This is a genomic window from Nocardia australiensis (genome assembly GCF_020733705.1).
Lineage (GTDB): Bacteria > Actinomycetota > Actinomycetes > Mycobacteriales > Mycobacteriaceae > Nocardia > Nocardia australiensis.
On the sequence record NZ_JAJFZM010000001.1, the window covers coordinates 1,948,323 to 1,961,995 of the forward strand.

At 65.7% G+C, this 13,673-nt stretch carries 11 protein-coding genes and 1 tRNA gene; 6 read left to right on the forward strand and 6 right to left on the reverse strand.

Annotated elements, in window-relative coordinates; all coding sequences use genetic code 11:
• Positions 1-205: 205 nt before the first annotated feature.
• Both LKE06_RS08780 and LKE06_RS08785 read left to right on the forward strand, forming a co-directional pair.
• On the forward strand, positions 206-1,408 hold the full coding sequence (locus tag LKE06_RS08780; protein ID WP_372477356.1) for a DNA polymerase III subunit delta': 1,203 nt from the start codon (positions 206-208) through the stop codon (positions 1,406-1,408).
• 56 nt (positions 1,409-1,464) lie between these two features.
• A tRNA-Thr gene (locus LKE06_RS08785) sits at positions 1,465-1,540 on the forward strand.
• Positions 1,541-2,086: 546 nt separating this feature from the next.
• On the opposite strand, the gene LKE06_RS08790 is transcribed toward LKE06_RS08785, so the two are convergent.
• Positions 2,087-2,908, reverse strand: a complete 822-nt coding sequence (locus LKE06_RS08790; protein ID WP_227998107.1) for an SDR family NAD(P)-dependent oxidoreductase — start codon at positions 2,906-2,908, stop codon at positions 2,087-2,089.
• Between the two features lie 129 nt (positions 2,909-3,037).
• Here LKE06_RS08790 and LKE06_RS08795 point away from each other — a divergent pair, with 129 nt between their 5' ends.
• Positions 3,038-3,733: a TetR/AcrR family transcriptional regulator gene (locus LKE06_RS08795; protein WP_227998108.1), complete on the forward strand. Its 696-nt coding sequence runs from the start codon at positions 3,038-3,040 to the stop codon at positions 3,731-3,733.
• 101 nt (positions 3,734-3,834) lie between these two features.
• On the opposite strand, the gene LKE06_RS08800 is transcribed toward LKE06_RS08795, so the two are convergent.
• A complete protein-coding gene (locus LKE06_RS08800) occupies positions 3,835-4,203 on the reverse strand; it encodes a winged helix-turn-helix transcriptional regulator (RefSeq protein ID WP_227998110.1) in 369 nt (122 codons plus the stop codon).
• A gap of 49 nt (positions 4,204-4,252) precedes the next feature.
• Here LKE06_RS08800 and LKE06_RS08805 point away from each other — a divergent pair, with 49 nt between their 5' ends.
• A complete protein-coding gene (locus LKE06_RS08805) occupies positions 4,253-5,035 on the forward strand; it encodes an MBL fold metallo-hydrolase (protein WP_227998111.1) in 783 nt (260 codons plus the stop codon).
• A gap of 217 nt (positions 5,036-5,252) precedes the next feature.
• On the opposite strand, the gene LKE06_RS08810 is transcribed toward LKE06_RS08805, so the two are convergent.
• Together LKE06_RS08810 and LKE06_RS08815 are read right to left on the reverse strand one after the other, a co-directional pair.
• Positions 5,253-6,305 (reverse strand): alpha/beta fold hydrolase, encoded by a 1,053-nt coding sequence (locus tag LKE06_RS08810; RefSeq protein WP_227998112.1) that lies wholly within the window; start codon positions 6,303-6,305, stop codon positions 5,253-5,255.
• Between the two features lie 401 nt (positions 6,306-6,706).
• On the reverse strand, positions 6,707-6,976 hold the full coding sequence (locus tag LKE06_RS08815; protein ID WP_227998114.1) for a hypothetical protein: 270 nt from the start codon (positions 6,974-6,976) through the stop codon (positions 6,707-6,709).
• 224 nt (positions 6,977-7,200) lie between these two features.
• Between LKE06_RS08815 and LKE06_RS08820 the strand changes: the two genes are divergently transcribed.
• Both LKE06_RS08820 and LKE06_RS08825 read left to right on the forward strand, forming a co-directional pair.
• The gene (locus LKE06_RS08820) at positions 7,201-7,671 is read left to right on the forward strand and encodes a DUF2752 domain-containing protein (protein ID WP_372477307.1); all 471 of its coding nucleotides are present in this window, start codon (positions 7,201-7,203) and stop codon (positions 7,669-7,671) included.
• A 56-nt stretch (positions 7,672-7,727) separates the two neighbouring features.
• Positions 7,728-7,916: a hypothetical protein gene (locus tag LKE06_RS08825; RefSeq protein WP_227998116.1), complete on the forward strand. Its 189-nt coding sequence runs from the start codon at positions 7,728-7,730 to the stop codon at positions 7,914-7,916.
• A 9-nt stretch (positions 7,917-7,925) separates the two neighbouring features.
• On the opposite strand, the gene LKE06_RS08830 is transcribed toward LKE06_RS08825, so the two are convergent.
• Together LKE06_RS08830 and LKE06_RS08835 are read right to left on the reverse strand one after the other, a co-directional pair.
• Entirely contained in the window at positions 7,926-9,272 is a 1,347-nt protein-coding gene (locus LKE06_RS08830) for a M1 family metallopeptidase (RefSeq protein WP_227998117.1), read from the reverse strand.
• Positions 9,272-13,252, reverse strand: coding sequence for a Pls/PosA family non-ribosomal peptide synthetase (locus LKE06_RS08835; RefSeq protein ID WP_255648974.1), 3,981 nt, complete (start codon positions 13,250-13,252; stop codon positions 9,272-9,274). The genes LKE06_RS08830 and LKE06_RS08835 overlap by 1 nt, the downstream gene beginning before the upstream one ends.
• Positions 13,253-13,673: the final 421 nt, after the last annotated feature.

The following is a 13,673-nucleotide window of genomic DNA, read 5'->3' on the forward strand; positions in this document are numbered from 1 at the left end:
CGGATGTCGGTCAAGACGCTTCGCTTTCGCATTTTGACTCGGCACTGATGGGTTGCGGCGTGTTGCTTTCGGCGGTACCTACCGACATCGCGGCGCGAATAGACCGTGAGCGGGGGACGTCCGTCGCGACGGTTCCGGGTCGCCGAATCCGCACCGAGCCGCCCGGGCGATCGTGTCGGTGAGGGTGGCTAAGGTGTACGGCGTGGTGGGTGTCTTCGATCGGCTGGTCGGCCAGGACGTGGTCGAGTCCGAGTTGACGGCTGCCGCGATCGCGGCGCGTGGGGGCGGTGTTTCCGGCGCCATGACGCATTCGTGGTTGTTTACCGGGCCGCCGGGTTCTGGGAGATCTGTTGCGGCGCTGTGCTTTGCGGCGGCGTTGCAGTGCACCGACGAGGGGACTCCCGGGTGTGGGCGTTGCCATGCGTGCACGACGACGATGGCGGGAACACACGGTGACGTGCGCCGGGTGATTCCGGAGGGGTTGAGCATCAGCACCAAGGAAATGCGCGAGATTGTGCAGATCGCCTCGCGGCGACCGAGCACCGGTCGTTGGCAGGTGGTGCTGATCGAGGATGCGGACCGATTGACCGAGGCGGCGGGCAATGTGTTGCTGAAGGTGGTCGAGGAGCCGCCGGATCGCACGGTCTTTCTGCTTTGCGCGCCATCGGTGGACCCCGAAGACATCTCGGTGACGCTGCGGTCGCGGTGTCGTCATGTGCATTTGGTGACGCCGTCGGTGCCCGCCATCGCACAGGTGTTGCGCGACCGCGACCAACTCGACGAAAAGACGGCCATCTGGGCGGCTTCGATCAGCGGCGGGCACATCGGCCGGGCACGGCGTCTGGCCACCGATGCGGAGGCGCGAGCGCGCCGCCAGCGGGCCTTGGCATTGGTGTCGGCCGTCGCGCGCCCTGGTGCCGCGTACGCGGCCGCCGACGAACTGGTCAAGTCCGCGGATGACGAGGCCAAACAGATGAGCGCGGCCCGCGACGAACGCGAACGCGACGAATTGGCGACCGCGCTCGGCGCCGGCGGCACCGGCAAGGGCGCCGCGGGCGCGACCCGAGGCTCGGCCGGAGTATTGAAAGACCTGGAGCGCAGGCAGAAGTCTCGTGCCACCCGAACCGGCCGCGACGCCCTCGACCGTTCACTCATCGACGTCGCGGGCGTCTATCGCGATGCCCTCGCGGTCCGCTTCGGTGCGGCCCGTCGAGACTCAGGAGTCGCACTCACCCACCCCGACATGTCCGAACAGATTCACGACCTGGCCGATCGAGTCCGCCCCGACGGCCTGCTCCGCTCGATCGAAGCCGTCCTGGCCTGCCGCGAAGCCCTCGACCTCAACGTCAAGCCCCGCTTCGCCCTCGCCGCAATGATCGCCACCCTCATGACCGCACAGTCCGTGTGACCACCGGTTTTCGCAATCCGCCCCGAAGGCGATAGACTCGCGACGCCGAAAGGCACGCCGCCTTAGCTCAGTCGGTAGAGCGCTTCACTCGTAATGAAAAGGTCGCGAGTTCGATTCTCGCAGGCGGCTCCATGCACCTAATCGAGGCCGGTTTCTCGTCTGCTTGCAGATGCTTGATCCGGCCGACTGCGCCAAGGTCGCAACTAATTCTGTCCAGGTGAGTTCCGCTCAGCCACGGATGCTGACCGCCTTGTCTAGCGCGTCACCGGCAGTGGTGTGCACTCGCCCATGAGCCAGGTAGCGTCGCTGGATCGACATGGCCGGAGGACATCTGCCGTTATCCGAGCAGACTGCTCAGCGTCATTCAGGATCGGTGCCGCGGCACCCCGGAAGCTGTGAGCTGTCACGTCATCGGGGATACCAGCGCATCACGAACCTGCGGCCACTCATGGCCGATGTTCTGTGGATCGCGCAACATCCACACGGTCAAGGGGACACCAGATCAAGCACATCGGTGCCTGTCGGAGGCGCCGATGGTTTTCGCGCAGCCAGTCTGCCGCCGACGCTGCAACATCTCGACCGCGAGCTCCGGTAGGGCAATGGCGCCCTGCCGGAGCATTCGCCGAAAACCGGGCGGGTATGGCGTAGTCGCTGGAGGGCGGGGAGTTCGTTGTTGTTTCAGCGCAACAGGTTCGAGGTGATCCGCGACAATCGGTCGGCTGCTTCGAGGTCGAACGGCTCACCGTCAACCTCGACGGTGTTGTCCTGCATGAACGCGGCAAGCGGTGTGGACGGTGGGTGGTCGAGGTGGCGCAGGATTCGGACGAGAGCGACCGCGACCGGCTGTCCCCGCTCGCGCATGCCTGCGACCACTTCGGCGCTGGCGGCGTCGTATTCGCCGGTGAAACCGGTCGCTGTCAATCCGGGGTGCAGCAGAACGTAGCGAATCCGACTGTGGGGGTAGCGGCGGGTGAAGGCCACACCGAGTAGATCGCTGAGTTTCCCGCACTGTCGCATGACCGCGTCGGGGCTGTAGCCGCGCTCGAATTGGAGATCGTCCCAGCGGATGAGCGACAGGCTGCCTCCCGGGCCGGCCAAGTCGAGGATCACCGGTGCGTCGGCTTGATCCAGAAGTGGCGCGAGGCCGTGCCCGAGTAGATATCGACTCAGATAGAACAGCGCGAAGTTGGCCTCGAAGCCTTCGCTCGTAACGGACCGGGTCGCTCGGAAGTATCGGGCGCCCAGTACGAGAGCATCCACGACTTGGTAGGTCGCCGTGATCCGGTCTATCACTCTGTGGTTCTCGACAACCAGGCTCAGATCTGCCTGGATGAACTCGATGCGCTGGTCGGCGTCGAGTTCGGCGGCGGCATCCAGGACTGCCCGCCCCTTCCGCGCGCTCGTTCCGATGACGATAACCCGATCGCCGCGACGCAAGTATGTCAGCGCGAGCGCCCTTCCCATGCCATCGGTTCCACCGGTGATAACCACAGTCTTCACGGGACCTCCACTCAAGTATTCGGACTCGTAAGTACATAAAACTAGACTTGTGAGTCTATATATACCGATGAGCCCAGGCAAATAGCCTTCCCAGTGCAAACTGGCCAGGCTTACTACTACGATGAACTGATGAATGTCGCGGCTATATCGTCTCGACCGCGATCGGCCGCATCTCGTGGACGCATCGACAAACAGCAAGCTGTCCTGGCGGCGGCGTTTACCGTGTTCGCTCGTAGCGGGTACGCACAGGCCAGAGTCGATGAGATCGCTGCCGAGGCGAAAGTTGCCAAGGCCACCGTCTACAACCACTTCGGCGACAAGCAGACCCTGTTTCGTCAAGCTGTGCAGGAACTTTCGGATCTCGCGCTCGCCGCCAATCTGGCCGCGGTCGAGGAGTTGGCGGCCCCAGGCGACGACGTGGTAGCCACCCTGAAGGGAGCCGGATTACGGCTGGCCACGTGCTACTGCTCCGAACAATCCCGAGCTCTGCGGCGGCTGCTCAGCGCGGAAGCCACACAGTTTCCCGATCTGCTCGACATCGTCGACGAGGTCTCGAATCGGGTCATTCGGGCGCTCGCGGACCGGCTCGCCCGTCTCTCGCTGGCCGGGACCCTCCGCATCGACGATCCGGACATGGCGGCCACCCAATTAGCCGTGCTGCTGACCGGACCGGTGGATATGCGGTCTCGTTTCAACACCTGCGCGGTTCCTGAACCCGAACTGATCACAATCACCGACGCGGCAGTCACTACATTCCTCGCGGCATTCGGTGGATGCACCGAGCCGCCCGTTTTCCGCCACACTGCCGCGCCGCGTGCGACTTAACAGCGATAAGTGGCAGTGTTTTCGCGCTGTCGACCCAAATGCGTTCGCGGTGAACGCTGTACTTCTAGCTGATGATTCCGGCAAGCGGGGTCCCGACGGCTTTACTGTGCTTCAGCACCCCAGGCCCACAGTGCTTCGAGTACCGGGATCAGCGCTCGGCCGCGGCCGGTGAAACCGTATTGCACACGCGGCGGCCATCCGGCCGTGCGATCACGGTGCAGCACACCGGCTTTGGTGAGGTGTCCCAAGCGGTCGGAGAGCACCTTGTCCGACAGTGCGGGTAAGGCCGTCGACAGCTCGCTGTAGGTCAGGTCGGCGTGCAGGAATTGGGCGAGAATGAGAGCGGTCCAGCGGCCACGAAGAACGTCCAGGGTGGTGTCGACCGGGCAGTCGGGCTTGTGCTGCTGGACGGGGCTCGGACAGCCGTGCGCCAGGATCGAGTCGCCGTATCCAACTGTTTGGTAAGCCACGAGTCGGCCTCCTACCGTCATCCGCTACAGGTAACGAGCGGAGTAGAACATGCGAGTTCATCATCTCAATTGCGGGTCGATGCGGGAGATCGAGGGTCCGGTCGGCGAGAGGTCGGCGGCGGTGTGCCATTGCCTGCTCGTCGAGACCGAGCAGGGATTGGTACTGGTGGATACCGGCATCGGACTACATGACATCGCCGACCCACCGCGCACACTGGGCAGCGACTTCGTGTCCTGGGCGCGCCCTGTACTCGACCCCGCGGAGACCGCGATACGGCAGGTCGAGGCGCTGGGCTACGACGTCGGCGACGTGCGGGACATCGTTATGACGCACCTGCATCTCGATCATGCGGGTGCCCTCGCGGACTTCCCGGAGGCGACGGTGCACGTCAGTGCCACCGAGCTGAAGACAGCGACTACTGCCGATCGATATCCGCATCAGCAGTGGGCGCACGGACCACGTTGGGCCGCATACGATTTCGACGAAGGCGACATCTGGAACGGTTTCGAAAACGTCCGCCCGGCCGAGGGCCTGCCATCGGAGATCCTGCTCGTCCCCCTGCCCGGCCATACCGACGGGCACCTGGGCGTCGCGGTGGCCTGCGAGTCGGGCTGGCTGCTGCACGCCGGCGACTCGTACTACTACCACGGCGAACTCGCCTCGGCACCGGCACCGGCACCCGACATGCTCGAAGCGCTGCAGTCGTCCACCGAGACCGATCGTGAGCTACGGCTGGCCAATGTGCGGCAGCTCAGTTCCTTAGCGGCATCAGGTGTCCGGGTGTTCTGCGCACACGACCCGTGGGAATTCCGCGACGCGCTGCGCGGATGACTACGTAGCGGCACGGCACCCTGACCTGGACTGGCCGTTGGAAGCGTTACTTTGAGGAGGCCGGTGAATGGACCGGGGATAGGTCCGATGTTGTAGTCCGGGGCCTACGGACGGTGACGGCAAGCACAGCGCGGGATACGTAATGGTTGCGCCTACGGCCATTGGGGTTGCTCCTGGACCGGGCATCGTCGGCGGGTCCAGGAGAACGATTTTCCGGTCAGCCCGCGACGGCGGTTCGACCATCCGCGCGTTGGGCGACCAGCTCGAGTTCGGCGTTGAAGCGTTCGCCGGCTTCGATATTGCCGAGGTGGCCGGTCGGCCAGATGTGATAGTTGGCGAGATAGCCGGTGCGCGTGAGGGTTTCGACGATTGGGTGGGACATGCGTTCGGGGAGTAGCCGGTCGTGGCTGCCCGCGATCACGGTGGTGGGGACGGTGAGATGCGCTGCGGCGTCGCCGAGTTCGAGATCGGCCAGTACCGCGGCATGGCGGCCGCGGGTCAGCGGGCGGCATGAGCGCACGATGCCGAGGGCGAAATCGACCTCGTCGGCGGTGGCGTTCTTGGTCATCACGCGGTCCTTGAACACTGTGCTCACCGGCCAGCCGCCGGGTAGCGGAATCGGTGTGGCCAGGACACTTTCGGCGACAAGGGCGGGCATGCGGATGGGTGAACCGAAGAGGGTGACCGGCTGGTTCGAGACGGTTAGTGGCTTGTTGAGCAGCGGGAGCAGGTCGGTGTCGTACCTGACGTTGCCCGAGGCGGTGTTCACCAGCATGACAGCGCTCGCGCGGCGGCGGACCTGCTCGGGGTAGCGAGCTGCCCACGCCTGCAACGTCATTCCGCCCATGCTGTGCCCGGCGAGCACGGCGCGTTCGCCGGGGCTGAGGGCGGCGTCCAGGACCGCGGACAGATCGTCGGCGAGCGATTCCACGCTGGGGCCGACGGTGCCGAGTTGGCTTTCGCCGTGGCCGCGCTGGTCATAGCAAACCACGCGATACCGGTCGGCGAAGGCGTTGATCTGGGGGTTCCAGTACTCGATGCTGCAACTCCAGCCGTGGATCAGCACGATTGGCTGTCCATCGGCGGGGCCATAGGCGTGCACGCGCAAGCTGGCGCCGTCGACGGTGGTGACGGGGATGACCTCGTGGGGGACGGTGGGTGTGTTCAACGTTGCGGTCCGGTAGGTCCGCGATCGCAGTCCGGCACGGTAGGCGGCGGTGAGGGCGCCATTGCGCACCTCCGCCAGCGTCTTCATCGACTTCACCAGCATTACGGCACTCCTTTGTGTCTGGCGCCACGCTACCGCGCAAGCAGAGTGCTTGCTAGTGCAAGCGCTTGTTGCCCGAAAATCTGGCTCAATCACCTGGATATCCGATATTCGGACGGTCGAACTGTCCTAATCAAGGAAAACATTGAGCACTCTACGTTTCTTCCGCCGTCCCAGTGGGCATATCGCCGGTGCCGCGCGCGCCGTTATCCCAGGACATCAGGGCCTCTGACCTGGGGTCGAACTCAGAACCGGTCGGGCACCGACCAACGGTCGTCCGGCGTGCTCGTTTGGGCATCGCGATGGACGATGCGACTGGGTGCCGACGGGGTGTGAGCACCCGTGGGCACCGCGCAATCGTCGCCCGCTACTCGAGGCGCCGGCGTGAGGTCGAAGTCGCCGACTCACCCGATGGAGAACAGGGCCGCGATATCCTCGGGCATTACCAGGCAGACCTGATCGTCTGGGTGAAAGTCGTCGGGAGCGTCGCGCCGGTTCGGCGCCTGTACGAAGACGACCAGGGAGGAACCATCTCCCGGATCGATTTCTACCGCGACATGACCGGAGAAATCGTTGTCCGGAGGTATATGCCAGTGGCTCACGTGCCCGAATTCGAGCTTACGAGCCGCACTGACCCCGAATCCGTCGAGCCGGGTATCGCCAGCGGCATCCACCCGCGAAATTCTACTCTAGCTGCGGAAACGCCGGGATTTTTCGATCATTTCAGGCCGCGAAGGACTGCCGATACGCTAACTCGGGCGGTCCGAGGGAACGGGCCTCGAGTCGGTGGCCCCGTCGCGCAATATCTTGCGGGTTCGCATAACTGGCCGACGATCGGCGATGCCCGCGCGGTCGATGTCCGCGGGTGGCGGCGGTGGGCGCGGCGCGGCTACCGTGGATGCTTGTGGATACCTCGCACGCGGCAACCGATTCGGCTGTGCACCCGGCGCCGGATCGCGAGAATCGCCCGGGGTGGCGTGCGGTCGGAGTGCCGCTGATGGTCGCGGGTACGGGTGTCGCGGCCGCGTTGCTGCTGCATTTCCGGGATCCGCACGTCGAGGGCTCATACGGGATCTGCCCGGTGTACGGACTGACCGGGTTCTACTGTCCGGGCTGCGGTGGGATGCGCGCGATCCACAATCTCACCGATGGACAGGTCGTGGATTCACTGCACAGCAATGTGCTCGCGGTGCCGCTGGTCCTCGGCTTCGTGCTGTTGGTGACCGATTGGACGGTGCGGGCCTGGCGCGGGCAGCGGATGCGTCTGCCCAGTATCAGCCGCACCACCATGTGGACGCTGCTCGCACTGTTCGCGGTGTATTCCGTGGTGCGCAATACGCCGTGGGGCACCTGGCTGACTCCGGTCTAGCCGCGGTCCGCGTGGTCGGCGTGATTCTCGTGGGCGCGACCAGGCAAGCTTCGAGTATGAGCAACTCACTGAAGGAACGCGTCCGCGCGAAGCTGCTGCGCCAGCTCGGCGAGGACGGACCACTGGATTCCGAGCAGGATGACCCGCGACAGATTTCGGTTGAGTCCGATCTGGACGCGCTCGACAGCGTCGCCGACGACGATCCGCTTGTCGAAGAACTGGCGGCGCGCTATCTCGTGTTCTAGCCCGGCCCGCTAGCCGGCCGACGTGCCGCCATAGGGCGGTAGCTGGGGCAGCGGCTCGTTGTTCAGCCACTGGTCCCACAGCGGGCGCAACGGAACGAGGCTGTAATGCTCTGCCAGGTCGGTGAATTCCTCGGTGCTGACCGAGGCGTGCCGGTGGCGAATGGTCCACTCCCGCAGCAGATCGAAGAACGTCAGGTCGCCGAGTTCCAGGCGCAGGGCGTGTAGCGTGAGCGCGCCGCGCTTGTAGACCCGGTCGTCGAACATGCGCTGCGGGCGGGGATCGCCGACGCAGATGTCCTGAGGTTCCCGCGCCAGGTTGTGGCGGGCGGCGCGGGCCATTTGGTCAGCGCTGGGGCCGCCCGATGCCTCCGACCAGATCCACTCGGCGTAACAGGCGAAGCCCTCGTGCAACCAGATATCGCGCCACTGCCGGATGGTGAGGCTATTGCCGAACCACTGGTGCGCCAGTTCGTGTGCGACGAGGCGTTCGGCACCGCGGCGGCCGTCGCAGTGATTGGCACCGAAGATCGAGATGCCTTGGGCTTCAGTGGGAATTTCCAGGTCGTCATCGGTGATGACGACCGTGTAATTCTCGAAGGGATACGGGCCGAACCGTTCGGCGAAGACGTCCATCATCATCGGCTGCCGAGCGAAGTCGTGTTCGAAGTTGGCGCGCAACCGGGCAGGCACAACCGCCTGCATCGGCACCGGCCCGTGTGGGGGACCGATCCGGTACTTCTGGTAGTGGCCGATCTGGACGGTGGCCAGGTAGCTGGACATCGGCTCGGACTGTTCGTACACCCAGGTGGTCTGGCTGGCCTTGGTCTGCTTGCGCACCAGAGCGCCGTTGGCGAGCGCGTAGTACGGCGTGTCGGTGGTAATCGAAATCCGGTAGCTCGCTTTGGAACTCGGGTGATCGTCGCACGGGAACCAGGAGGCCGCGCCGTTGGGCTGACTCGCCACCAGCGCGCCTTCGGTCAATTCTTCCCAGCCCACTTCGCCCCACGGCCCGCGCACCGGTTTCGGCACGCCGACGTACTGGATCACCAGTGCGAGCACGCCACCCGCGGGGATCGCGTGTTGCGGTGTGATGACCAGCTTTCCGTGCTGGTGGGTGTATTTCGCGGGCTTGGCACCATTGACCGTTACCTTGGACACGCCGAGCGATTGGGCCATATCGAGCGCGAACCGAGGCCTGACGGCCGTGGTGACCGCGGTGATTTCGGCGCGCGCCGCCAGCCGGTTACTGGCGACCTTGTAGACGATGTCGAGTTCGTACCTGGATACCCGGTAGCCGCGGTTTCCGTTCTGCGGCAGGTACTCATCGATGGGTTCGTCGTAGAACTTACCTGGCATCAGCGGGCCGCTCCGGCCTCGCTCGGCGTCGATTCGGGCCCGTCGGGTGTGGGGGCGGGACTTGACCATGGTGCGATTGGATTGCCCCACCAACGCGTGGACGGCGGGACCGTGTCACCACGCATGACCAGCGAGGCCGGGCCAATTGTCGCGCCGTCGCCGATCCCGGCTGCGGGAAGCGCGACACAGTGTGGTCCGAGGGTGGCCCCCGCGCCGAGAGTGACGGTGTCCATAGCCATGATCCGATCGTGGAAGAGATGGGTCTGCACCACGCAGCCACGTTCCACGGTCGCGCCGTCACCGAGAGTCACCAGGTCCGCCTCCGGTAGCCAGTAGGACTCGCACCATACCCCGCGACCGATTCGCGCACCGAGACCACGAAGCCAGAGGTTCAATACCGGAGTACCCGTTGCGGCACGTGCGAACCATGGCGCGGCAACGGTCTCGACGAAGGTGTCGGATACTTCGTTGCGCCACACGAACGGACTCCACAGCGGATGCTCCTCGGCGCGGATTCGACCGACCAGCAACCATTTCGCGGTGACCGCGCTCACGCCCGCGCTCGCGCCCGCGGCCATCAGCACCAAGCCACTCAGCAGCGCGGCGGCCAGGTAGCCGATCGATTGCGCGGTCCATGCCAGGGTGAACAGCACACCGAGACCGATGGCAAAACTCACCAGTACTGGGATGAGCCTGCAGGTTTCGACGATCCCGCGAGCCACCTTCAGCCGCGGTGGCGGATCGAAGGTGCGCGCGGTATCACCGGCCTCGGAGGCGCGGCGCAGGCGCACCGGCGGGCTGCCCAGCCAGGAGGATCCGGCTTTCGCCTTCGACGGAGCGGCCGAAAGCACGGCGACCAGACCGTTTTTCGGCACACGTCGACCCGGCGCCGTCATTCCGGAGTTTCCGAGGAACGCGCGCTTGCCGACCTTCGCGTCACCGATATGCAGCCAGCCGCCACCGAGTTCGTAACTGGCGATCATGGTGTCGTCGGCGAGAAACGCGCCATCGGCGACGGTGGTGAACTTCGGTAGCAACAGCACCGTGGACGCCTCGACGCTCTTGCCGATCTTCGCGCCGAGCAGGCGCAGCCATACCGGCGTGAGCAAGCTGGCGTAGAGCGGGAACAGGAAGGTGCGGGCCGAGTCCAGCAGCCGCTCGGTGGCCCAGGCTTGCCAGCCGACCCGGCTGCGCACCGGGTGGTGGCCCTCGGTCAGCCCGATGCTGAGCAGCCGAACCGCGATCAGGGTTGCCACCGCGTAGATGGTGAGGCTGAGCAGCGTGGCGACGGGCAGGATGGCGAAGCCGCGGCCGAGCGCGCCCGGAAGCGTGCTGGCGTCACGGATGAACCAGGCGATGAACGCGCCGCCCGCGGCAAGTCCGAGGATGGGCATGGACGCCAGCGCCATCGAGGTCACGCCGAAGATCGCGACCCAGTGCGGTGCCCTCGCGGGGGTGCTATCGGGCCAGCGGTGGTGGGCCTTACCGACTTTCGTCGCGGGTGAACCCGCCCATTCCTGCTCGGCCTTCACCTTGCCCGATACCGCCGAACCCGCCACGATCTCGGCGTTCTTGCCGATTCTGCTGCCGGGTAACAGGATCGACCGCGCACCGATCACAGCGCCGGGCCCGATGACGATCGGGCCGATATGCACGACATCGCCGTCGATCCAATAGCCGGACAGGTCGACCTCGGGTTCCACGCTGCAGCCGTCGCCGAGTTCGAGCATCCCGGTCACCGGTGGCAAGGTATGCAGGTCGACACCGTTGCCGATCTTCGCGCCGAGCGCCCGCGCGAACGGCACCATCCATGGTGCGCCGGAAAGGCTTTCGGCGCCGCTGGCTTCCGACAGTCGGACCGCCGCCCAAAGTCGCAGGTGTACCGATCCGCCACGCGGATAGTTGCCGGGGGTCACCCCGCGCAGCAGAATTCGAGCGCCGGTCGCGCAGATCACCATGCGGCCGGGGGGCGAGATGAACAGCAGGAACGCGGCAAGCGTCCACCACCAGGACAAATGTGGCAGCCACGGTAGCGAGCCGGACCACCCGGCGATATTCCCGACGATCGCCAGCCAGGTGAGCCACTGCAATCCGGTGAGTGTGGACAACGGAACGGTCGCCAGTACCTGGATGATTTGGGCACGGCGCGGGGTGGGACGCACGGCGCGGGTCTCGACGGCCGCGCTCGGCGCCGTTTCGTCGAGCAGTTCGGCCAGCGCGCCGAGGCGAGGGTGGTCGTAGAGGTCGGCGACGGCGATGCGAGGGTAGCGTTCGCGCAGTGCGGTGACCAGTTGTGCGGCCGCGAGCGAGCCGCCGCCGATGTCGAAGAAGTCGGTGTCGGGGCCGGTGACTTCGGCGCCGAGGATGGCGTCCCACAATCCGGCGACCCACTGTTCGGTCTCGGTGAGGTTGTGGGCGGGGGCTTCGGTGTCGTTCGGTAGCGGCCAGGGCAGCGCATCCCGGTCCACCTTGCCCGAAGTGCGGGTGGGCAGTTCGGGGACGATGGCAAGTCGTGGGACCAGCGGGGCTGGAAGTTGTTCGGCGAGTATGGCTCTGGCGGCCGGTATATCGAAGTCGGGGCTCGTTCCGGTCAGATAGCCGATCAGAATCTTGTTATCGGCCTTGGTAGTTCGTATCGCTACGGCGGCTCCGGTGACACCGGGCAGATGTTGTAGCGCGTTGTCGATCTCGCCGAGCTCGATGCGGCGTCCGCCGAGCTTGATCTGGTCGTCGGCACGGCCTAGGAAGACCAATCCGGCACGATCGTTGCGGACCAGATCACCGCTGCGATATGCACGTTCCCATCCCAATGACGGTAGGGGAGCGTATTTTTCGGCGTCCTTCGCCGGGGCGAGATAGCGAGCCAGGCCGACGCCGCCGATCACGAGTTCGCCGGATTCGCCTTCGCCAACCGGGTTTCCGGCCGGATCGACGACCGCGAGATCCCAGCCGTCCAGCGGTAGTCCGATCCGAACCGGAAAACCGCCGTCGAGCAGTGCCGCGCAGGCGACCACCGTGGCCTCGGTGGGGCCGTAGGTATTCCAGACCTCACGTTCGTCGGTGCCCGCCAAGCGTTCGGCGAGTTCGGGCGGTACCGCCTCGCCGCCGAAGATCAGCAGACGGACCGGGTCCAGCGCGTCGGCGGGCCAGGTCGCGGCCAGTGTCGGCACCGTGGAGACGATGCTGATTTCCCGGCGGACGAGCCAGGGCCCGAGGTCGGCGCCGGTGCGAACGAGGGCGCGGGGCGCGGGCACGAGGCAGGCGCCGTGGCGCCAGGCCAGCCACATTTCCTCGCAGGACGCGTCGAAGGCGACCGACAGTCCGGCCAGCACCCGGTCGCTGGGACCGATCGGTGCGTCCTGGAGGAACAGCCGAGCCTCGGCGTCGACGAATGCGGCGGCGTTACGATGAGTGACCGCAACACCTTTCGGTATTCCGGTGGAACCGGAGGTGAAGATGATCCAAGCGTCGTCGGCGGGGGTGGGACGCGTGGACGAGTCGTCGGCCTGTTCGAGCTCGGCCGCGCTACGGTCGGCGCCGACCGCGGTGGTTTCGACACCGGTTGCCGTCACGATCGCGGTGACGCGTGCCTCGCCGAAGACCAGCCGGGCGCGCTCCTGCGGATCGTCGGCGTCGACGGGAACATAGGCCGCACCGGCAGAAAGGATCGCGAGAATTGTGACGTAGAGCGCACGGTTCCCCGACGGCATCCGGATACCGACCCGGTCGCCCGGGCGAACCCCCGCAGCGGTCAATCGAGCTACTTCGGACTCGACCTCGGCGAGCAGTTCGGTGTAGCTGAGTACAACCTGCCCGTCGTCGATCGCGGCAGCCTCGGGGTGGGTGTGCGCGGTGTCGGCCAGAATGTCGACAAGGGTCCTGGCCTGCGGTGCGAGTGTGCCTCCGAGCAGTGGGTCGGGTGCCGGTTGGCCAGGGATCGGGCCCTCGCCCGCCGCGGCGTCGACCTGCGGCTGCAGCATCACGTCCTACCCGCCTCTCATAGACCTGCCTAGCGCTTCATGAGTGTTGTTTCACAAGAGGGTTACCAATGGGCGAACTCCACGGTGACCAAGTGTCCACGGTACCTGCGGTACTGGGCTTTTTGCCGCGCGCCGAACCGAGTGGTCGGTCGGCTCGGGCCTGCTATTTCGCCGCCGAGTACCTACAGCCCGAGCGGGTGCGGGTCGGCTTTCCTTCGTCGTCGAGCCGGTGCGGGCCGGTGTCGGTGGCCGTTCGATATGTGCGTCGGTACGGCGGCGCTCGGTCCGTCCGATCTGGGTGATCGACAGTGACCGCCAGTCGGCGGGCTCACGAATTTTGGCCTCGCGAAACCGTGTTCTACCTGCGTAAACGGTACAGCTGGAGTACGGTGGGCGCGACGGTGTTCTGCGAATTTTGTTT